The sequence below is a fragment of the Streptomyces sparsogenes genome, from assembly GCF_001704635.1.
GTDB lineage: Bacteria > Actinomycetota > Actinomycetes > Streptomycetales > Streptomycetaceae > Streptomyces > Streptomyces sparsogenes.
In genome coordinates this window covers 1-19,638 of record NZ_MAXF01000073.1, presented here as the reverse complement: position 1 = coordinate 19,638, position 19,638 = coordinate 1, and the positions used below count along the sequence as shown (strand labels likewise).

The following is a 19,638-nucleotide window of genomic DNA, read 5'->3' as shown; positions in this document are numbered from 1 at the left end:
GGCGGGGGGGGGGGGGGGGGGGGGCTCGGGGGGTGCCGGGGCGCGGGTTCCGGGGCCCGGGGCACGGGTTTCGGGCTCCGGGGCGCGGGTTTCGGGGCCCGGGGCCTCCGGGGCGGGGCCTTGGGGGCTGGAGGGTGCCGGGGCAGGACCTTCGCGCTCCGGGGCGGGCGCGGGCCCGCCGTCTAACGCCGGTGCGGGGGCCTGGGCCGGGGCCGCTGCCTGGGCCGGGGCCTGGGCCGCTGTTTGGGCCTGGACCTGCACATGGACCTGGACCTGGACCAGGGCCGGATCGGGCTGCGGCGAGGGGGCGTGCTCCGGACGCGGAGCGCCGCTCTCGGGACGCGGGGCGCCGCTCTTGGGACGCGGGGCGCCGCTCTCGGGGAGCCTGGCCTCACCCTCAGACCGTCCGGCATCGCTCTCAGACCGCCCGGCATCCTTCTCAGACCGCCCGGCATCGCTCTCAGACCGCGGGCCGTCGTTTTTCGGACGCGGCCGTGCGCGTCGTCCGCCCGGCCGCCGGTCGGCCAGCGCCCGGGCCAAGGGGACTCGGGACAGACCGAAGGATCCGGCCATGTCGCCGCTTCTGTCGCTCTCGTCGTCCGGCGGGCGAGCGGCATCCGCCGCGGCCGGCTGACCAGTTGTGTCCGACATCTGACTACGCTCCGCTCACCCCCTGCCCCCGCCGGTTTCTCACCGGATCAACAACCACCCGCATGCCGTGCAGTACGACCATGGCCGCCCCCCGCCTCAACCGCTCCGAACATGACTCGATCCTGACCGCGAAATGACCCTTCTCACAACAAGGTTGCGGATCCCAACAGGATCATGCCCCAAACCTCCGCACAGAAATGTCCTGAACAGCCCTTCCGCACCAAAAGTCATCTCTACAGCCAACCAGATGTTCCGAACCTCATATGTCCCAGAAGCCCCCGATGGGTCCGTCTCGCCCCACGGACCCGCGAGGGCGCTTCACCCCCATCCTCCCTCACCCGGAACCCCAACTGACCTGCGCCCCTGGCCAGTTCACCTTCACAACACCCTCGCACCACCGCCGCGCAACCCTCCCCGCGCGTCGCGAGTCACACCGGCCGGGAGCCGTTCGCTCTACCTCTCGACCTGTCCCCACCCATGGGAGTCCTTTTGCCTCTCTTCCCCGCATCGCCCACTTCCCCGGCATCGCCCGCATCGCGCCCACGGACCCTCGCCATCGCCACCGCCGTCACGGCCATGGCCATCGGCGCCCTCGGCACCCTCGCCGCCCCGGCCGCCCACGCGGCGACCGCCGGCGCCCAGCCCGCGGCGGCCGCCTCCGCGCAGGACGACTTCAATGGCGACGGCTACGCCGACCTCGTCACCGCCACGCCCAAGGCGCCCGTGAACGGCCAGGCCGGTGCCGGCAGTGTCGTGGTGCTCTACGGCTCGGCGAGCGGCGTCTCCCCGTCCCGTTCCGTCACCGTCACCCAGGCCTCCTCCGACGTCCCCGGCACCCCCGAGACGGGCGACGGCTTCGGCTCCGACATCGCGAGCGGCGACCTGGACGGCGACGGCTACGACGACCTGGTCGTCGCCTCCAGCGGCGAGAAGGCCAACGACGGCAGCCCCGGGACCGGCTCGGTCACCGTCCTCTGGGGCGGCCCGAACGGCCTGAGGAACGGCGGCACCGCGGTCCCCCACGACAGGCAGGGCGTCCCGGTCGGCGACCCGTTCGGCATCGACGTCGCCGTGGCCGACATCGACGGCGACCAGGGCCAGAACCTCATCGTGCTCACCGGCAGCAGCCTGGTCCCGTACGCCGACGGCTTCACCCGCACCAGGCCCTCCGCCGCCATGCCCGTCACCGACTCCTTCCGGGAGAACCCCCACGGCCTGGCCACCGGCGACTTCACCCACTCGGGCCACAGCGACATCGTCGTCTACGGCTCGCAGGACACGGACGAGCAGAGCGGCGCCTGGACCGCCGTCTACAGCGGCGGCCCCGCCGGCGTCGAGTTCCAGCGCGAACTGACCACCGGCACCTCGGCCGTCCCGGAGTCCGCCGCGGTCGGCGACTTCGACAAGGACGGCCGCGCGGACCTGGTCACCGGCTCGGGCACCAACTGCTGCCCCGACTCGGTCGAGGACCCGTCCGGCTCCGCCGGCCAGATCACCGTCTACTACGGCGCGCAGGACGGCCTGGGCACCGGCCGCGCCCCCGTACTCATCCACCAGGGCACGGCGGGGGTGCCCGGGGCGAACGAGTACGTGGACCACTTCGGCGCCTCCGTCGCGGCCGGCGACGTGACCGGCGACGGATACGCGGACCTGGCCGTCGGCCTGCCCGGCGAGGAGGTCGACGGCGTGGCCGCGACCGGATCCGTGGTCCTGCTCAAGGGCGGTGCGAACGGCCTGACCGGCACCGGCGCCCAGGCCGTCCACCAGGACACCACGGGCGTCCCCGGCGTCGGGGAGAAGGACGACCACTTCGGCTCGGCCCTCGCCGCGACGGACACCAACGGCGACGGCAGGGCGGACGTGGCCATCAGCGCCTGGGGCGAGGACGTCACCCCCGGAGCCACGGCGGACGGCGCGGTGTGGGTGCTGCGCGGCGCGGGCGGCGGGATCACCACGACGGGTGCGACGTCCTTCAGCGCGCCGAAGTTCGGCTTCACGTACACGGACAGCGAGTTCGGCTCGGTCCTGGGCGGCTGAAGGCGGCTTCCCGGGCCCGGCGGCGGGGGGCCGGGCCGGGGAAGCCCACGTAAGAGAACCTGTACGAGGGTTCGTACGACGCCCCATACGCGGACCCGCAGGAGGCCCCGCACGAGGCCCCGCACGAGAACGCGTACGAGGCCGCGTACGAAGACCCCCGTACACCACCCGCACGCACGCCCGCGCATACGCACCCGCGCACGCCCCCACCTGCAACCTGCCCCCTACCTCCCCGGCGGGGCGACCGCCGTAACCCAGGTGACCGCCATGAAGGCTGACCAACACGACCAACACGACCAACACGACCGACGCGACCAACACGACCGACGCGACCGACCTGGCCGAGGGCCCCGGACCCCCGCACCCAGCCGCACCGCCGCCGCGCTGGCCTGCGCCACGGCGCTGGCGCTGCTCACCGCGTGCGGCTCCGGCGGCGACGGCCGAGGCAGCAGCGGCGGCCCGGACGGCCGGAAGGCCCCGGCCACGTCGGGTGACCACACCACCTCCCCCACCCCCCGCGATGCACCCGGCAGCCGCCCCGCCACCCCGGTCACCACCCCCACCGCGACGGCGCCCGTCCCCCGGGGCAAGGGCAGCGAGCTGCCGGACGACATCAACGGCGACGGCTATCCGGAACTCGCGCTCCCGCTCTTCGCGAACGAGGAGTACGCCATGCCCTCCCTCCTCGCCTTCGTCCACGGCTCCTCGGGCGGCCTCAACCCCGCCACCCGCACCGTGCTCACCGGCGAGGACCTCGGCCTCCCCACCCGCGGCGACGCGGACGCGCCGACCCTCGCCCCGGCCACGGTGGCCACGGCCGACCTCGACGGCGACGGCTACGCCGACCTGGTGACCCCGGTCTCCGAACCGCTCGGCGAGGCTGACGCCGACCGCCTCCACACCACCGTACGGACCGCCCCGTACGTCACCTGGGGCCGCGCCGACGGCCCCCGGCGCGGCGCCCGGGCCACACGCGTTCCGCTGAGCGGCCCGGACGACAGCATGGACGGGACACGGCCGACGGTGGGCGACTTCAACGGGGACGGCCACCATGACCTGGCGATGATCCGCGACGACCGCGTGTCCTTCCTCGTGCTCTACGGTCCGTTCGGCCGGGACGGCAGGGCCGCCCGGGCGGTGCCCTACCGGACCCCGCTGGGCAGCGACAACAGCAGCGGCCAGATCGAGCGGTTGCTCGCGGACACCATCGACGGCGACCGGCCCACCGACCTGGTGGTGCACGCCATGGACGACAACGGGCAGTCCGCCTCCGTACTCCTCACCGCGGGCCCGGACGGCCTCGCCCGCACCGGCCCCACGCTGCGCGAGGGCAACGCGATCGCCTTCGGCGACTTCGACGGGGACGGCCTGCGGGACGTCGCGGTCGGCGACACCGGCACCCGCAACAACGAGCCCGGCTACGAGACGGAGGCGCCGGAGGTGGCCCATACGCTGACCGTCTACACGAGGAAGCGCCTCGAGAACGCGCCCCTCGAAGAGACGCCCACGATCCGGGGAATCAAGATCCCGGACATGGAGGGCGCCCTGGCCGCCGCCGACACCGACGGGGACGGCACCGACGAGCTGGCGGTGCCCCTCGCGTCGGGGGGCGTCGAGATCATCACCGTCCGGCCCGACTCCCCGGGCGACATCGCGCGCCGCCGCACCCTGGCCCGTACCGTCCCCGCCCGCGTGGACGGGGAGAAGATACCGAAGGAGCGACGCGCCGCCCGGCTCCACGGCGCCGGGGACTTCGACCACGACGGCAAGGACGAGATCGTCCTCGCCTGGGGCCGCGCCCCCGGCTTCGCCCTCTCCGGACATCGGCCCGAGTGGTGGTGGATCATCGAGGGCACCGCCGACCGGACCGCCTTCACCAGCGAGCCCTTCGCCACGGACGCCCGCTGACCGGCCGACCCCCGGCCGACCGGTCAACCCCCGCTCCGTAGGGGGGACAACCCCCCGGGGTTCCCCTAGGGGATGTCACAGCTCGGCCGCAATGCCGGACCTGTTACGACAGGTCCGGCACCCCGGCCTCGACGACCGGGTACGTTCGAATCGTGGCTGGATTCAGGATCGGACGCGGACGGGACCCCCGGTCCGCGCAACAGGGGCAGCAGGAACCACCGCAGCAGCAGCCGTACGGCCGGCAGGCGCCGCCGTACGGCCAACCGCCGCAGCCGCAGTGGCAGCAGCCCGCCTCACAAGGGGAGCCGGAGTACTTCGGCGGCCAGGACCCGTACTACGGCCCGCCGCAGGGCCACGCCCCCGGCTACGGCCAAGGCGGCCCGGGCGGCTCGTACAGCAACAACGATCCGGGCCATACCCAGCAATTCAGCATCGGCGAGGCGCCCGACGCCTACGACCCGTACGCCCAGGACCCCGGCTACGGCCCCGGCCCCGGCTCGTACGACGACGGCTACGCCCATACCTACCGCGCCGGCTCCTCCACCGCCCCGCCCGCCGGCCCCCGCCTGCCCTGGAAGCAGCTGCTGAGCGGCATCGTGCTGCGCCCGTCGGCCACCTTCTGGCAGATGCGCGACTACGCGGTGTGGGGCCCGGCCCTCATCGTGACGTTCGTCTACGGCCTGCTGGTGGTCTTCGGCTTCGACCAGGCCCGCGAGGACGTGCTGAACGCCTCGATGGGCAACAGCATCCCCGCGATCCTCGTCACCGGCGTCGCCGTCGTGATCAGCGGCCTGATCCTGGGCGCGGTCACCCACACGCTCGCCCGCCAGCTCGGCGGCGACGGCTCGTGGGCCCCGGCCGTCGGCCTGTCGATGCTGATCATGTCCATCACGGACGCGCCGCGCCTGCTGTTCGCGCTCTTCCTCGGCGGGGACAGCCCGACGGTGCAGGTGCTGGGCTGGGCCACCTGGCTGGGGGCGGGGGTGCTGTTCACGTCGATGGTGAGCAAGTCGCACGACCTGCCGTGGCAGAAGGCGCTGGGGGCGTCGGCGATCCAGCTGATCGCGCTGCTGTCGCTGCTGAAGCTGGGCACGCTGTAGAACGACCGAACCGGAGGCACAAGAAGAGGGGCCCTCAAGAGGGCCCCTCACCCGTTTGTCACCGACCCCCGGCAGGTCAGGCGTGTCAGGCCAGCAGGACAGGCATGCCAGACCAGCGGGTCAGGCGTGTCGGACCAGCAGGTCAGGCGTCCAGAACCTGCCCACCCCGCCGCACGACGGGCGGCTCGACGCTCCAGGGGAAGTTGATCCAGTCTTCGGTGCGCTTCCAGACGTACTCGCACTTGACGAGGGACTGCGACTTCTCGTAGATCACCGCGCTGCGCACCTCGGCGACCGTGCCGACGCAGAAGTCGCGGACGAGCTTCAGCGTCTTGCCGGTGTCGGCGACATCGTCCGCGATCAGCACCTTCTTGTCGGAGAAGTCGATCGCGTTGGGCACGGGCGCCAACATCACCGGCATGTCGAGAGTGGTGCCCACGCCGGTGTAGAACTCGACGTTCACCAGGTGGATGTTCTTGCAGTCCAGCGCATACGCCAGCCCACCCGCGACGAACACCCCACCGCGTGCTATGGACAGCACGATGTCCGGCTCGTACCCGTCATCCGCGATCGTCTGCGCCAGCTCCCGCACCGCCGTGCCGAAGCCCTCGTACGTCAGGTTCTCCCGCTGCTCGCCCACCCCGGGCCTCACACGTTCGTCCGGTGGAAGTTCTGATACGACCGCGACGGCGTCGGCCCGCGCTGCCCCTGGTAGCGGGAGCCGTAACGCGCCGACCCGTACGGATGCTCGGCCGGCGAGGTCAGCCGGAACATGCACAGCTGCCCGATCTTCATCCCCGGCCACAGCTTGATCGGCAAGGTCGCCACGTTCGACAGTTCCAGGGTCACATGCCCCGAGAACCCGGGGTCGATGAAACCGGCCGTGGAATGCGTCAGCAGCCCCAGCCGCCCCAGGCTCGACTTCCCCTCCAGCCGCGAGGCGATGTCGTCGGGCAGCGTCACCACCTCGTACGTCGAGGCGAGCACGAACTCCCCGGGATGCAGGATGAACGCGTCATCCCCCTCCGGCTCCACCAGCCGCGTCAGATCCGGCTGCTCCACCGCCGGGTCGATGTGCGGATAACGGTGGTTCTCGAACACCCGGAAAAAGCGGTCCAGCCGCACATCGATGCTCGACGGCTGCACCATCACCGGATCGAACGGATCGACCCGCACCCGCCCGGCATCGATCTCGGCCCGGATGTCCTTGTCTGAGAGAAGCACGCAAAGAGGATACGCACACCCCACCCACGACCTGGGCCCGGCCCAAACGGACCGGGCCCCGCGATCAGCAGCCGACGCCGACCACTACCGCTTCACGCCCCCCACCGGCACCGCCTGCCGCAACCGCGCACAACGCGGACAGCGCAGCAGCCGGCCGGGGCCGATCCGGTCGACGGTGAGGTGCTGCAACGGGAACGAAGCGGTGCTGAACACGTGCCCTTCGGCACAACGGACGACGGTGCGCTCCATTGAGTCCCTTCCCCATGAACGTGGACGACAAAAGCCACATTAGGGGATCACCCACCCACCACTCCACGCGGCACTCCGCCCCCACCGTACGCCCCAACTCCCGCCCCCCTCCTACCCGCTTCCCCCCGCCCGCATCTCACCCGCGCACCTTCCGAAACCACCCGGAAAACCCTCCACAGACCTTCCCAAAAACACCCAAAGACCCCGCGACGAATGCGCCGGGGGTCAGCCATGGGGTACAGTGTGCGACGGTACGACACCGAGAGATCGTGTCTTACGCGGGTGTAGTTTAATGGTAGAACATGAGCTTCCCAAGCTCAGAGCGCGGGTTCGATTCCCGTCACCCGCTCCACGACGAAGGCCCAGGTCAGCGACCCGGGCCTTGTTTGTTGTCTAGACCTCTCTAGGCGTCCCGCACCAGATCCGCACCAGATGCCGCCTCAGCGGCCCTTTGCCGATCGGCCCGCACCCGGGCATCGATCCCGGCGGCCACCTCCCTCTGTCGCTCGATGGTGGAGTGCTGATAGATCAGTGCGGCCCGCTCGGAGGACTGGCCGGCACGAACCATGGTGTCCTTGAGCGTCGCGCCGGACTGGGTCGAGAGGGTGTGCCCGGTGTGACGAAGATCGTAGAAACGAAAATCTTCCGGCAGCCCGACTTTGTCCCGAGCCCGTCGCCACTTCCGCCCGAAGGAAGACCGCCGGAACGGCGCTCCCTTCTCGCCGACGAAGAGCAGCCCGTTCGGCTCCTTCTCGGCGAACCACTTCAGATGCCGCTCCAGGTCCTTCCGCATGAAGGCCGGAAGCACGATGAAGCGCTTCCCCGCTTCCGATTTGGTCTCGCCGACGACGCGCCGCCCAGTCGTCAGCTCCGGCGCGGCCCGGCGAACCCACACGCCGACCGCATCGAGGTCCACGTCCGGCCGCCGCAGCTCGGCTTGCTCCTCGGGGCGGGCAGGGCCGTACGCAGCGATGTAGACCATCAGCCGCCACCGGGGCCCGATCGCGTCGGCCAGGGCATCCACCTGCTCAACGGTGGCTATAGGCCGCTCCTTGGCCGACTCCTTGCCCGCACCGCGAATGCGGCACGGGTTGCGGCGGATCAGCTCGTCCTCAACGGCCGTTTCCAGAATGGCCTTCAACAGCCGGTACGACTTCGCGACGGTCGTTGTCCCGGTCGACTCCAAACGCTCAGCGCGCCAGGTCCGCACACGCGGGGGCGTGATCTCACCCAGGTCCCAGGCCCGGAAGGTGGGAAGGATGTGCAGCCGCAGGAGGCGCCGGTACAACTCCTCGGTGGTGGGCGAAAGCCCACGCTCCTTCACCCACCGCGAGGCGTACTCCTCGAAGTTGACGGCGCCCGCGTTGGGGTCCTGCCAGTCCCCGCGCGTCAGGTCCGCCTCAACCTGAGACAGCCAGACCTCAGCGTCCCTCTTGGTGTCGAACGTCCCAGGCGAACGCTGCTCTTGCCCGTCCGGCGCCAGGTAGCTCGCGGTCCAACGCCCGGACCGGTACTGACGGACCGCGCCGAAGCGACGCCGGGTGCCCTTCTTGTTGGCCATCAGGCAGCCCTCCCAAGGCGCGGCCGCCGAGGCTGTACCGGCCGGACGGTGTGGGCGTCGATGTACTCGCGGATGACGCTTTCCGGGATGCGCACGTGGCGCCCGACCTTGACGTAGGTGATGCGCCGCTCGGCGACCAGGCGCCGGGGGAAACGATCGGTGGTGCCCAGCAGCTCGGCGACCTCTCTGACGCTGAGGTACCGGTCACGCATGGGTGGGTTCTCCTTCCGTTCCGGGGGCGGGGGCGATGGTGGCGGCGAGCCATTCCTCGGCAGGGGTGAGGCCGGTACCGGCGTAGGCCCAGTGGGCGAGGATGAGCGTGGTTTCCTCCTGCTCCAGCTCGGTGGCGACCTGGACCCGACGCCACGTAGCGCGAGCCTCACGAAGAGCCCCGAGAGTCGTTGAGTACCGACGCGACTTGGTAGAGAAGTGGCCCCGGAAGCCGAGCATGTGAGCCCAGGCGCGAAGCCGGAGGTCTTCCAAGTCCTTCCGGGCCCCGAGGGCCCAAGCGGTACGGATCAGTCGGCGGGTGTGCTCGGGGACGTCGATCTGCGCGAGTTCGGCGATGAGCCGTATCGGCCGGTCGAGAGCGCCGGTCGCCGTCTCGGCGCCTTTGGTGGCGTACTTGGCGATGTACGCGGCCACCGCCCGGTCAGTGAGGGTCGTCCCACCGTCCAGCTCGGGCCCACGGATGGGCCGTACGTCGAGCTGGCGGCCGAAGGCGAAGCGGTGGGACCGCCCATCGATCAGGGGCCCCTTCACCTCTGCCTTTGCCCTTGCGGCACGGATGGCGTCGGTCAGCAGCTCGGTGGTGGCCCAGGCCGGCGGCGGGGTGTCGCCGCCTTCCGGACCGTCCAGCCGGATCACGGCGTGGAAGTGGACGGCGCCGCGCTTCTGGTACTCGGCGACTTTGGCGAAGGACAGCCGGGCGTAGTCGCGGAAGGCCCGTTGAGTCAGCCCGGCCCGCTTGGCGACCTCCCGCCGCAGGTAGATTGAGAAGCGCCGCCACAGCAGCCCCGCATGAGCGTTCCAGAGCACCGCGGCTTCGTAGTCGTAGGTGTCCGGGTCGAGCGGAGACCCGATCGCCGTGTCGTCCTGGTCGTGACGGACGCCGCAGCGGCAGCGCCGGATCGTGCCGCCGGGCCCGGTGGGCCGGTTGTGGACCGGGCCGAAGCTGGGAGCGGTGAAGGTGGCGAAGACGCGTGGGTGCGTGGCTACCTCCTCAGGGGTGCCCTTGCCGCCGCGTAGTCCGGCGGTGATCAGGTGGAAGGTGTCGCGCCGGTAGACCTCGGCGCAGGCCGGACAGCGGGTGACGCGGCGGTTATTGCAGCGGACCAGCAGATGCCCGGCGGGCAGCTCGGCGGAGTCCAGGTGACGGAGTACACGCCCGATCTCGCCGGTGTCCTTGTTCACCTCGTGTTCGGTGCGGTGGCCGTCGAGGCGGATGGGATTGGTGCAGCCGCCGAGGCCGGAGAGTTGGCGGAGCAGGGCGGGCATGGTGCCGAGTGCTGCCAGGGTGCCCAGTTCGGGCAGCGGTGGCGGGGTGGTGCGGGTGATGATGGGTGTCACCTCTTTCGGCTGTTCGGTCGAGAGGGGGTTGGGCTGCCGGGGCGGCGGATGCTTGGCGGTATCGAGGCCGCCCCGGCAGTCGTGTGGTGTTTCAGCGGCGCCGCTGGTTGGTGAGCAGTGAGCGCATGACGACGGCGGCGACCGCGACGGATATGGCCGTGAGGGCGACGGCGGCGAGCAGAGCCGTCAGGACGATGCCGACGATGACCACGGCGGCGACGGTCCCAGCGCTGAGCCCGGGCACCATCCGATGAGCGGGTGCAGGCGCGGGGGCGGTGTGCTGGCAGGAGCAGGCCGGGGCGTGCCCGTGTTGGACGGCCGGGACGGTCGAGCTGATCACGTGAGCGGAGGGCAGGGCAGGGGCTTCGGGAAACTTGGGTCGGAACACGATGAATCTCCTGTCAGCTACTCGTCTAGGTGAGTGGCGCTAGCGGTTGACGACGTCCACGCCGGAGCGCGTACCGGATTCGATGACCGGGGCGAGCACGGTGTGGGAGAGCCAGAAGCCGAACAGGGCGATCACGACGACCACCCACACACGGACGCCGAGGAACTTGATCGCGAACCAGGTGACGGCGCCCAGGACGAAGACCAGCGGCAGGCTGACAGTCACGGGGGATCCCCTTTCAGCGGACGGGGCAGCGGTGGGTACGGGCAGCCAACTCGGCAGCGGCCCGGGTGGTGTAGTCGGCGGAGAAGTCGCAGCGCGGCGCGGTGCATACGGCGGTGTGCTTCTCACGGCCCCGCTGGTCGTAGGCGGTGCCGACACGGACCGGGCCGATACGGGCGATGTTGCGGAAGCGGCGAAGCATGAGGGTGGTACTCCTCTCAGAGACGGGCAGCGATGGCATCAGCGAGCGGCGCAGGGACGCCGAGGCGGGCGCGCAGGGTGTCACGGTCGATGGGCGAACCGGTGCGGACGTGACGTTCGTCGGCGAGCTTGCGCGCGTAGGTGACCAGGGCGGCCGGGACATGCGGCGCGGGCAACTGCGGCTCAGGCTCCGGCTCGGCGACTGGCCCCGCGGTTCCCGGCTCGACAGCCTCCGGCACCGGTTCGACGGCGGGCGCGGTGTGGGCGAGCAGGGTTCCGCCGAGGAAGGCCACGGCGGGCCATCCGGCGACGAGGATGCGCAGCCAGGCCGGTACGTCGTCCAACTCGAGCAGCCCGGCGGTGGCGACGTTCGCCCCGAGGGACGCAGCCAGGGCAACGACGAACCAGCACCACCCAGCCGCCTTGGATGATCCGGACCGCAACCGCCGCCAAGCCGCCACGAGCAGCAGGTCAACGGACACCGGATAGGCCCACGCCTTCCACCCGGCTTGCCCGGCCGCCGAGGCCAGGTCATGCAGGTGAGCGAAGGACAACGCGGCAGCGATGACCGCTTGCACGAGCACCGCGTCAACACGCGCCAGATGAGCGCGCACGGGAAGTCTCCTTCCGGAATCAGGCATGGCAGGGGTACGGACATGGCGCGAAACGGTCACGCCGACCGGGCGATGCTGGATTACTCGGCAGCCGGAACGGGCTTGACCAGCGAAACGGGAGCGCTCACCGGGACGGCCGGCACGGCGGGCCTGAACGGCTTGAGCGCGGGCAGATCCGGCACCAGGTGCGCGTTGTCGCGACAGGTAGCCGCAGCGTCGGCGAGAGACAGATAGGGGGTGCGGATGCGAGACCAGCCGCCGGAGGTGTCCCCGGCGACCGCGAGGCCGGGCCGCTCGGGTGCGATGGCGCAGGCCGCGCCGACCGCTTCTGGGGCGATGTCGCCCAGCGCCATCTTGGCGGAGGCTTCATCGTTCACGCGGTGGCAGACACGGCCGGTGAGTTGGGCCCGAAGCATCGTCGCCCCCTTGCCCAGCTCGGCGCCGAACCGCTGCCCGCATACCTCCAGGTAGATGCCTGCCGCGCGGCCAAGTTGGGCAAGCCGGATGAGCTGGGTGACCATCTCGTCCCGCCTCTCCTCGTCCTTCCGGGTGGCGATCAGGAACAGCTCGGCCACCTCGTCCACGAGCAGCACCACCGGCACCGGCCGCTCCTCCTCCGGAAGCCCCCAGATGTCAGAGGTGATCTCCTCGTCCGGAGTGCTCGGGGCGATGCCCTGCCGGGCCTTGATCAGGTCGTAGCGGTCTTCCATCAGCTCAACCAGCACGGGCAGCAGCTCGGCCGCCTGCACAGGGTCAGTAGCCAGGGCCGACAGCCGTGGGGCGAACGGCGCCAGCTCGACACCCCGCTTGCAGTCGATCCCGACCAGCGCGACCGGTTGCCGTGCCAGGCCGGTGATCAGATGCCGCAGGAACATCGACTTCCCCGACAGCGTCGCACCGAGGGTGAGTTGATGCGGGATGGCCCGGTAGTCCCGTACGAACGGCGTGGCGTCCTCCCGCAGCGCCACCGGCACCTTGAGGAAGCCGCCCGCTGTCTTGCGAGGCATCCGCACCTTCCGCAGGACATCGAAGCCGATCAGCCGCAGCTCCACGACCCCCGGCTTGATCTCCTCGACATACGCGCCATGGACGCCCCAGGTGTGCCGGAGCCGTTCCGCCGAGGCCGCCACGTCAGCGGGTTCCTGCCCGGGGGCCAGCCGCAGCCGGAGCCGCAACCCGGTCGAGGTCGGCCGGATGATCCCGCGTCTCGGCGGAACGGGCCGGACCTCTCGGCGAGTGAGCGCGTGTATGGCCCAGGCCCGGAGCCGGGACGGCGGCACGGTCAGCCCGCAAGCGTCCATCACCGCCCCGTACGAGCCGAGCAGCTTCACCGTGGAGACCGGGAGGCCGACCGTGGACCAGTACGCGGCCGGGTGCTTGACCCGGAGGTAAGCGGCCCCGCCGACCGTCGCGGCAACGGGACCACCCACCTCCAACAGCGTCGTCACATCGGTCATCAGGCTCAGGCCCCCGCACCTACCGGTATGACGGCCGGGGCGATGGCGTCGGCCCGGAAGGCGATGCCGTGCCGCTGCTGCCCCGTTGAACACACTCTCCCAGGGCCGGGCGACCAAGCCGATCAGGGTGACCGGCGATCCGAGAGCAAGCCCGTCGGTCACCCCGCTCTCCGGCACGGTCACCTGAATCAGAGAGGACTCCCCGCCGTCGATGAAGACGACCCCCAGGCGCATCAGGGCCTCACCGCTCTGGGCATCCTTGGCGATCTCGCCGGTCTGCCGGTCCTTCACCTTCGGCTCAGGCGCCTCAGTCAGCAGGATCGTCGCGGCAGACACGTCAACACGGATGGAACGCAACTTCTTCTCCTTCTCTCACATACACAACCATCTAGTCGTCTAGATGTCCTCCCCCGAACGAGTGGGAACGGGGACCACCATGCCACAGAACTTGCCCACTCGTCTATACGAGTATGCGTCTCCGTGTGTACGAGTTGAGAGAAGCGGCCCGCGACGGCCGCATAGCGCGCCATCCGGCGAGCCTGTCAGGTGGCGGGCAGTTGGTAGGAGAGGACGTATGCGTCAGCGGCCATCACGGTGTCGCAGACCTCCACGGCCCGCCCCTCAGCGTCGAAGGCCGTACGGATCAGGTGGATCACCGGCACACCCGAGGCCAGGTGCAGCGTGCGCACCTCGGCGGGCGAGGGCATCCGGGCGCGGATCTCCTCGTCAAAGTGGTCCAGGCGGTGGCCCATCTCTTCCAGCCGGGCGTAGATGCCGCCGGGGCCGGGGTTCGGCTGAGCAATTGGGGTGTCACGGGCCAGGTCGAGCGGTAGATAGGAGGTGGCGAACTCCACCGGCCGCCCGTCCAGCAGATACCGGCGCCGTCGGGCAAGCACCTTCCGGGGAGAACCCAGCCGGGCGGCGATGTCCTGCGAGGGCCGCTCCTCCTTCACCTCCAGGCTGTCCACCTCGGGGCGGCTTCCCGCGGCTTCCGCCTCCACCGTGAACGCCGACTTCCCCTGATCGCGATGGCGCCGCGCGAACCGGTCCGAGGCCAGGCGCCGCACGGGCGGCCGGGGCCGGACAAAGACGCCCTTGCCATGCTCGGAGACCGCGAGCCCTTCCTGCTGGAGCAGGGCCAGCGCGTTGCGGACGGTCATCCGCGAGACGCCGAAGTGCTCGACCAGCTCAGTCTCCGAGGGCAGCTTGTCACCCTCCTTGAAACGGCCCTTGTCGATCGCTTCGCGAAGCCGGTCAGCGATCTGCCGGAACACGGCCCGGTCACTGGTTGGGTCCAGCGCGCCCAGGACGGAAGTCAGAGAAGGCATTGTGTTTGTACTCCTTTAGGTGTCTAGACGAGCGGCTGACCCTGGTTGCTACGGTGGAGAGCCTAGCCAGCCGAGAGGGCAGAGGAACGTGAGCACTGAGCGCCCGCACTCCGTGAGCGTCGCCGGGGTCATCGTCGACGACGCTGGCCGCGCGTTGCTGATCAAGCGACGGGACAACGGTAAGTGGGAACCGCCCGGCGGCGTGCTGGAACCCGGAGAAACTATCCCCGACGCACTTCAGCGCGAAGTCCTCGAAGAGACCGGAATCAAGATCGCGCTTCCCGCGACCCTCACCGGCGTCTACAAGAACATGACGCGTCTGATCGTCTCCATGGTCTTCCGCTGCGAAGCGATCGACGGCACCCCGACCACCGGAGCGGAGACCCGGGCACTTCGCTGGGCCACCCGTGACGAGGTCATCGAGCTTGCCGACGAGGCGTACGCGATCCGCGTCCTGGACGCGCTCGACAACACGACCCCGCCGGCCGTCCGCGCCCACGACGGCGTTCGACTCATCTAGCACGAACCCATTGCCCATGGCCCCTACCAGCATAGAGGAACTTGTATGCACGAGTATATGAGTAGCATTCGTGCCTGGGGACTGACTTGCCCAGGATTCCCAGAAGAGATCGGCCGCGCCCGCCGCTGGACCCGCGACATCCTCAGCGACCACCCATGCGCAGACATCGCCGCTTTGATCGTGAGCGAGCTGAGCACCAACGCCGTGACCCACACCGCCAGCGGCAGCCCCACAGGGACCTTCCACGTCGCCCTTGCCCTGTCGAAGCAGGTGGTCGCGATCTCCGTCACCGACGACGGAGGCAAACCCGAGACGCCCCACCCTGCCGAGCCGGACCAGGAGGCCACCCATGGCCGGGGCCTGAGCATCGTCATGGCCCTCGCCAACCACCTCGGCATCACTGGCGACGAACACGGCCGCACCGTCACCGCCGAACTCATCACCCCGACCGCACTCGTCCCACAAGGAGGGGCCCGATGACCACCCCGCCGACCGCCGGCCACAACGACGGCTGGGAGATGGACCAGCTCCATCGGGACGAGATCACCGTGGCGATGAACTGGGTCATCCGAACCTGTCAGCAGATCGTCCGCGAACGCAGCCACAAGACGTTCTGGGCCCCGGCCGGCACCACCGACAGCACCCCAACCCCGGAACAGCTCATGCAGACGGCCCGCGAAGACGTGCTCGACAAGCTCCTACGGATCATCAACGGAGCCCAGTGCGTCATGAAGGACATCGAGCACCAACGCGCCAAGCGCAAGACGTGAGTTACAACCTTCTCTACGGGTTCAAGGCGCCGCGCAAGCGCGGCGCGGCACCCGCCCGGCCCGCGCGCCGCCGCTCCTGCCTGCGTCCCGCTCCGGCGCCCGGCCCGCCCGGGTGCCACGTGCGACAAGCGGCGGCGATAACCGTCAAAGACGGTGCCTCCGGCGGGGGCGCTCAGGCTCCGGGATGGATGAAGCGCCGTACGCGGGTGCCGCCCCGTAGTGGCGTGCGTGGGGAGCTTCCATCCCGTCTGCCGTCGACCCAGGCAGAGCCGAGCAGACGCGGCCCCTGGCGTCCAGGTCGTTCGTACAGTGGCGCGCTCCACCTGGACGCCAGGGACCACGCCCGCTCCACGGTGTGTGGGTCGACGGCAGACGGGATGGAAGCTAGGGCCAACTGGTGTGGGAGCTAGAACCGGACGCAGACGTTGTGACGCGATTCATTCGTTGTCTCGTTCAGCAAAGAGAGAGATCTGCCCTTCAATTGGCGCACGAGAAGGACGCACGAAATCGGAAATCGGCCCCAAAGTGCGTACAACCGTCGCGTCATACAGCCAGCTCAAGTTTCCTTCTTTTTCGAGCCGCCCACTAACCTCTAGCGCTAGATCCTCTTCGTGAGCCCTAACAGCCTCATGATACTCATCCTCGTCTGACAGGCGAACGCGAACCTTCTTGGCCCGCCCGCTCGACAAAGAATCGAGACCAAAAACGCCAGGGCTTCCCGCTTGCTTCTTCGCTAGCAGGTGAACTCTACCTATCAAGGTTGACACCTCAGAGGAAGCATCGGCAGCCAACCTCGTTGCCGCCTTGCTCAAAGGATCAACGTCAGACCCCCGGAACTCAAAGCGGGAATCAAGCCCGCCTGGAGGAGGCGTAACGGGATCCCAGTCAACACTAATATCTGCACCATCGGAATTTTCTGCAATTCCGAGGATTGCACTAGCCATCTCGTAGGAGATTCCCTGAGTGACTCCGGCTTCGAACCCCGAAAGTGACCCACTGGCGCGGTAGTGTTCCAGCGCCTCCGCAGTCGCTTGCACAGCCCTCACCACCGCTTGGCTCACGTCCCTGACGCTGGCTAGCCCCAGCTCAGGAACTGCGAAGGCGGGCGTGTCCGCAGATCCGGAAAGCGGAACTCCAGCATTCGGCGGCGCGTAAGCGGTGATGATGTAACTACCGGGAGCCGACTGCCCCATGAGCACTTGATCGAGATATCTATGAGCAAAACGGCCGTGCTTATTCACGAAATGACGGCCAGGGCCCATGTAAGACTTAGCCCCTGCAATAAGCGTCCGGCGCGCAGATTCAACAAGACGCTCTCCACTCTTCCAGGCGATAAATCCACTCGGCGCCGAAGATTCCTTTCGGAATTTAAACTCGTCCGAAGCGTCCACAATCAAACGAGGGTAGATCGACCTGATCCAGAAATCTCGATCCTGGGACAGTTGCAGCAGGGCCGATCTCATGGCGTCGACGAATTCGGGTGCGCCCTCATCAAGGGGAAGCATCAGGCTGGTGTTCAACCATGCATCCGTCAACTTTGGTGGTGTATAGCGAGAATAGATCCCCCGCCTGCCGCCAATACGCTGCCAGCCGGCTTCCTCTAGCAGGGCGCTCAGCTTTCCTGGGTCAACCCGCGCAGGGAGCGTGACGCTCGACGCATCAGTCATTCAGCGGTTCACCCCTGTCGACTTTATCCAGGATCTCCGAGAGAGATTGCGCATCCACCCGATTTTTGGTCGGGATATGCACCGTCGGCTTCTTTACCAACGGGTCAACATGGACCCCTTCCAAAGATACCCAGAAGCAAGATCGTCTAGTCCACAGGCCGTCGTGCGTAACCTCGGTCCACTCTGCCTGACGAGGCGGCGCAGTCATAACGACCAAAATCGCCTTTGGGTACTTACGCGGCTTCACCAAGTGATCGAAGTACTGACGCTTGGTGAACTGGTAGCTGAAGTACTCCCGTGACTGGTCAGGGACAATCCGGGTGGTGCACTTGAGCTGCGCCAGGACCGCAGACTCCTCATCCAGGGGGTCGCTCGGCGGGCGAATTAAACGAACGTCGTAGCCATAGACGTCAACCGGCACGATCTCGACCGCAAGACCAGCCGTCGCTGCCACGGACTTGATGTACCCCTGCTGGAGCTGCTCCATCATCTGAGTGACGTAGCGCATGTCCACGGCCTCGATGTGGCTAGCGCGCGGCTTCCTGCCGTCCGCAGGCTCCGTTGCCCTCACCACGCCGCAGTGCCCCTCCCCCGACGGTTGAGGTTTTAGGCTAAATCACCGGAGGGCCCCGGGCCAGGGACTGTCTGAAAGTCATGCCCAAACAGTAGAACGAGCCACTGACAGCGGCTAGTCCCGTACTTCGCGGGTCGTTGATTCGTATGGTGTGACCGGTCCGGGGGTGTCCTTGGCCGGTGGTGTGGCGTTGGGTTGGGTGTGTCGATGACTTCCCGGTCCCCGCGGCCACGGTCTGTCCGTCAGCGCCTTGATGTGGTGGTGACGTCCGTGGTGGAGAAGCGTCTGGGCGCTCTGCCTGTCGCTGCCGAGTTTCTGCGCCGGCTGGATGTTGCCGGGATCGTCGACGAGCTGTGTCCGGGCGGTGCGAGCGCGCATCTGACCCACGGGCAGGTGATCGAGGCGCTGGTGGCCAACCGGCTGACCTCGCCCGCACCGCTGGTGCGGGTCGGCGACTGGGCCCGCACCTGGGCGGTGGAGGAGGTCTTCGGCCTTGAGCCGGACCTGCTCAACGACGACCGTCTGGCCCGGGCCCTGGACGCGATCGCACCGAAGCTGGAGCAGATCGCGGGCACTATCGGCGCGCAGGCGATCGCCGAGTTCGGGATCGACGTGTCGAGGCTGCACTGGGACATGACCAGCATGTCTGTCCATGGCGCCTACCCGAGCGAGGACCAGGACGAGCAGTACCCGGTCATCAGCTACGGGCATCCCAAGGACCGGCGGGTGGATTTGAAGCAGGTCCAGACCGGGCTCGCGGTGTCCGCCGACGGCGGCATCCCCGTCCACGCCCGCGTCTTCGGCGGCGGCGTCGCCGAGGTCAGCCAGGTCGTCGGGGCGATGAAGGACCTGCGGGGCATGGCCGGTGAGCGGAAATTCTTGATGGTCGCCGATTCCAAGCTGGTGTCCTACACGAACGTCACCGCACTGCTCGCGGCCGGGGTGGACTTCATCGCGCCGGTCCCGGCCGCGCAGGTCAAAGACGAGGTCTATGCCGCCTTGGACCTCACGCAGGCACATCTGGTCGACTGGGTGCCCGAGAGGGACGAGGGCAAGCCGGCCGGTGAGCGGGAGGTCTACCGGGTACTGGAGGACGTCCACACCCTGGCCGGGCCCCGCAAACGGGATCTGGTGCACCGGCTGCGCCGGATCCTGGTCCATTCCACCGCCGTCGCGGCGGGCCAGCGCAGAGCCCGCGAGAAGCGTCTGGCCCGGGCCAGGGAAGAGATGGACAAGCTCGCCGGCGCGGCAGGCGGCCAGCACTACAAGACCCGGGAGAAGGTCGCGGCCCGGGCCGGCGTCATCGCAGCCAAGCGCCGCGTCACCGCCTGCCTGCGCTGGACCATCACCACCGACGAGCACGACACCCCCGCCCTGGCCTGGTACTTCGACCAGAACGTCCTGAACGCGGAGGCCGCCGTTGACGGCTGGTACGCGATGCTGACCAGCATCCCCGCCGACCAGGCCGACCCGGCCCAGGTCCTGATCCACTACAAAGGCCAGGGCGCGGTCGAGCGCCGCTACCACGACTTCAAAGGCCCCCTCGCGGTCGCACCGGTCTTCGTGCAGCACAACCGGCGCGTCGCCGCCCTGGTCCA

The 19,638-nt window shown here is 69.1% G+C and carries 21 protein-coding genes, 1 tRNA gene and 1 pseudogene; 8 read left to right on the top strand and 15 right to left on the bottom strand.

Annotated elements, in window-relative coordinates; genetic code table 11:
- Positions 1 to 1,227: 1,227 nt before the first annotated feature.
- From BBH68_RS14655 to BBH68_RS14645, 3 genes are all read left to right on the top strand, one after another.
- Positions 1,228 to 2,688: an FG-GAP-like repeat-containing protein gene (locus tag BBH68_RS14655; protein ID WP_065962474.1), complete on the top strand. Its 1,461-nt coding sequence runs from the start codon at positions 1,228 to 1,230 to the stop codon at positions 2,686 to 2,688.
- Between the two features lie 267 nt (positions 2,689 to 2,955).
- Positions 2,956 to 4,596, top strand: a complete 1,641-nt coding sequence (locus BBH68_RS14650; protein WP_107500868.1) for an FG-GAP and VCBS repeat-containing protein — start codon at positions 2,956 to 2,958, stop codon at positions 4,594 to 4,596.
- Positions 4,597 to 4,748: 152 nt separating this feature from the next.
- Entirely contained in the window at positions 4,749 to 5,696 is a 948-nt protein-coding gene (locus tag BBH68_RS14645; RefSeq protein WP_065962473.1) for a Yip1 family protein, read from the top strand.
- 142 nt (positions 5,697 to 5,838) lie between these two features.
- On the opposite strand, the gene BBH68_RS14640 is transcribed toward BBH68_RS14645, so the two are convergent.
- The 3 genes from BBH68_RS14640 to BBH68_RS41955 form a co-directional block, all read right to left on the bottom strand.
- Positions 5,839 to 6,336, bottom strand: coding sequence for a phosphoribosyltransferase (locus tag BBH68_RS14640; protein ID WP_065962472.1), 498 nt, complete (start codon positions 6,334 to 6,336; stop codon positions 5,839 to 5,841).
- Between the two features lie 8 nt (positions 6,337 to 6,344).
- Entirely contained in the window at positions 6,345 to 6,920 is a 576-nt protein-coding gene (gene dcd, locus BBH68_RS14635) for a dCTP deaminase (RefSeq protein ID WP_065962470.1), read from the bottom strand.
- 84 nt (positions 6,921 to 7,004) lie between these two features.
- Complete coding sequence (locus BBH68_RS41955) at positions 7,005 to 7,169, bottom strand: hypothetical protein (protein WP_170066569.1); 165 nt, start codon at positions 7,167 to 7,169, stop codon at positions 7,005 to 7,007.
- Between the two features lie 278 nt (positions 7,170 to 7,447).
- On the opposite strand from BBH68_RS41955, the gene BBH68_RS14630 reads away from it, so the two are divergent.
- Positions 7,448 to 7,521: transfer RNA gene (locus tag BBH68_RS14630), tRNA-Gly, on the top strand.
- 51 nt (positions 7,522 to 7,572) lie between these two features.
- Here BBH68_RS14630 and BBH68_RS14625 read toward each other — a convergent pair.
- The 10 genes and pseudogenes from BBH68_RS14625 to BBH68_RS14585 form a co-directional block, all read right to left on the bottom strand.
- On the bottom strand, positions 7,573 to 8,730 hold the full coding sequence (locus BBH68_RS14625; protein WP_079150994.1) for a tyrosine-type recombinase/integrase: 1,158 nt from the start codon (positions 8,728 to 8,730) through the stop codon (positions 7,573 to 7,575).
- A complete protein-coding gene (locus BBH68_RS14620; protein WP_065962465.1) occupies positions 8,730 to 8,942 on the bottom strand; it encodes an excisionase family DNA-binding protein in 213 nt (70 codons plus the stop codon). Before BBH68_RS14620 ends, BBH68_RS14625 begins: the two co-directional genes overlap by 1 nt.
- Entirely contained in the window at positions 8,935 to 10,227 is a 1,293-nt protein-coding gene (locus BBH68_RS14615) for a replication initiator (RefSeq protein WP_065962479.1), read from the bottom strand. The genes BBH68_RS14620 and BBH68_RS14615 overlap by 8 nt, the downstream gene beginning before the upstream one ends.
- A 163-nt stretch (positions 10,228 to 10,390) precedes the next feature.
- A complete protein-coding gene (locus BBH68_RS14610) occupies positions 10,391 to 10,687 on the bottom strand; it encodes a hypothetical protein (protein WP_065962464.1) in 297 nt (98 codons plus the stop codon).
- Between the two features lie 39 nt (positions 10,688 to 10,726).
- Positions 10,727 to 10,912, bottom strand: coding sequence for a hypothetical protein (locus BBH68_RS14605; RefSeq protein ID WP_065962463.1), 186 nt, complete (start codon positions 10,910 to 10,912; stop codon positions 10,727 to 10,729).
- Between the two features lie 13 nt (positions 10,913 to 10,925).
- Entirely contained in the window at positions 10,926 to 11,111 is a 186-nt protein-coding gene (locus BBH68_RS14600; RefSeq protein WP_065962461.1) for a mobile element transfer protein, read from the bottom strand.
- A 16-nt stretch (positions 11,112 to 11,127) separates the two neighbouring features.
- Positions 11,128 to 11,724, bottom strand: a complete 597-nt coding sequence (locus tag BBH68_RS14595; RefSeq protein ID WP_065962459.1) for a DUF2637 domain-containing protein — start codon at positions 11,722 to 11,724, stop codon at positions 11,128 to 11,130.
- A gap of 80 nt (positions 11,725 to 11,804) precedes the next feature.
- Entirely contained in the window at positions 11,805 to 13,181 is a 1,377-nt protein-coding gene (locus BBH68_RS14590) for an FtsK/SpoIIIE domain-containing protein (protein ID WP_065962476.1), read from the bottom strand.
- Between the two features lie 5 nt (positions 13,182 to 13,186).
- Positions 13,187 to 13,538: pseudogene (locus BBH68_RS39320) on the bottom strand (SCO3933 family regulatory protein).
- Positions 13,539 to 13,723: 185 nt separating this feature from the next.
- Positions 13,724 to 14,509, bottom strand: a complete 786-nt coding sequence (locus tag BBH68_RS14585; protein WP_065962457.1) for a GntR family transcriptional regulator — start codon at positions 14,507 to 14,509, stop codon at positions 13,724 to 13,726.
- A 112-nt stretch (positions 14,510 to 14,621) separates the two neighbouring features.
- On the opposite strand from BBH68_RS14585, the gene BBH68_RS14580 reads away from it, so the two are divergent.
- Genes BBH68_RS14580 through BBH68_RS14570 form a run of 3 tightly spaced genes read left to right on the top strand, consistent with a single transcriptional unit; the run spans position 14,622 to position 15,799 of the window.
- The gene (locus tag BBH68_RS14580; protein WP_065962455.1) at positions 14,622 to 15,029 is read left to right on the top strand and encodes an NUDIX hydrolase; all 408 of its coding nucleotides are present in this window, start codon (positions 14,622 to 14,624) and stop codon (positions 15,027 to 15,029) included.
- A gap of 45 nt (positions 15,030 to 15,074) precedes the next feature.
- Entirely contained in the window at positions 15,075 to 15,509 is a 435-nt protein-coding gene (locus tag BBH68_RS14575) for an ATP-binding protein (protein WP_065962453.1), read from the top strand.
- Positions 15,506 to 15,799: a hypothetical protein gene (locus tag BBH68_RS14570; RefSeq protein ID WP_065962452.1), complete on the top strand. Its 294-nt coding sequence runs from the start codon at positions 15,506 to 15,508 to the stop codon at positions 15,797 to 15,799. The genes BBH68_RS14575 and BBH68_RS14570 overlap by 4 nt, the downstream gene beginning before the upstream one ends.
- A gap of 437 nt (positions 15,800 to 16,236) precedes the next feature.
- Here the strand turns inward: BBH68_RS14570 and BBH68_RS41460 are convergent, their stop codons facing one another.
- A complete protein-coding gene (locus BBH68_RS41460; RefSeq protein WP_141713001.1) occupies positions 16,237 to 17,319 on the bottom strand; it encodes a hypothetical protein in 1,083 nt (360 codons plus the stop codon).
- 139 nt (positions 17,320 to 17,458) lie between these two features.
- On the bottom strand, positions 17,459 to 17,974 hold the full coding sequence (locus tag BBH68_RS14565; RefSeq protein WP_245738062.1) for a DUF4365 domain-containing protein: 516 nt from the start codon (positions 17,972 to 17,974) through the stop codon (positions 17,459 to 17,461).
- A 336-nt stretch (positions 17,975 to 18,310) separates the two neighbouring features.
- On the opposite strand from BBH68_RS14565, the gene BBH68_RS43105 reads away from it, so the two are divergent.
- Positions 18,311 to 19,638: IS1634 family transposase (locus tag BBH68_RS43105; RefSeq protein ID WP_245738061.1), on the top strand; the 1,328-nt coding region annotated here is incomplete at its 3' end.

Excerpts from the sequence above, each read along its gene's own strand:
- BBH68_RS41955 (WP_170066569.1), bottom strand. The coding sequence starts at position 7,169 with ATGGAGCGCACCGTCGTCCGTTGTGCCGAAGGGCACGTGTTCAGCACC.
- BBH68_RS14625 (WP_079150994.1), bottom strand. The coding sequence starts at position 8,730 with ATGGCCAACAAGAAGGGCACCCGGCGTCGCTTCGGCGCGGTCCGTCAG.
- BBH68_RS14570 (WP_065962452.1), top strand. The coding sequence starts at position 15,506 with ATGACCACCCCGCCGACCGCCGGCCACAACGACGGCTGGGAGATGGAC.
- BBH68_RS14650 (WP_107500868.1), top strand. The coding sequence starts at position 2,956 with ATGAAGGCTGACCAACACGACCAACACGACCAACACGACCGACGCGAC.
- BBH68_RS14655 (WP_065962474.1), top strand. The coding sequence starts at position 1,228 with ATGGCCATCGGCGCCCTCGGCACCCTCGCCGCCCCGGCCGCCCACGCG.
- BBH68_RS14620 (WP_065962465.1), bottom strand. The coding sequence starts at position 8,942 with ATGCGTGACCGGTACCTCAGCGTCAGAGAGGTCGCCGAGCTGCTGGGC.
- BBH68_RS14585 (WP_065962457.1), bottom strand. The coding sequence starts at position 14,509 with ATGCCTTCTCTGACTTCCGTCCTGGGCGCGCTGGACCCAACCAGTGAC.
- BBH68_RS14575 (WP_065962453.1), top strand. The coding sequence starts at position 15,075 with ATGCACGAGTATATGAGTAGCATTCGTGCCTGGGGACTGACTTGCCCA.
- BBH68_RS14565 (WP_245738062.1), bottom strand. The coding sequence starts at position 17,974 with ATGCGCTACGTCACTCAGATGATGGAGCAGCTCCAGCAGGGGTACATC.
- BBH68_RS14590 (WP_065962476.1), bottom strand. The coding sequence starts at position 13,181 with ATGACCGATGTGACGACGCTGTTGGAGGTGGGTGGTCCCGTTGCCGCG.
- BBH68_RS14600 (WP_065962461.1), bottom strand. The coding sequence starts at position 11,111 with ATGCTTCGCCGCTTCCGCAACATCGCCCGTATCGGCCCGGTCCGTGTC.
- BBH68_RS14615 (WP_065962479.1), bottom strand. The coding sequence starts at position 10,227 with ATGCCCGCCCTGCTCCGCCAACTCTCCGGCCTCGGCGGCTGCACCAAT.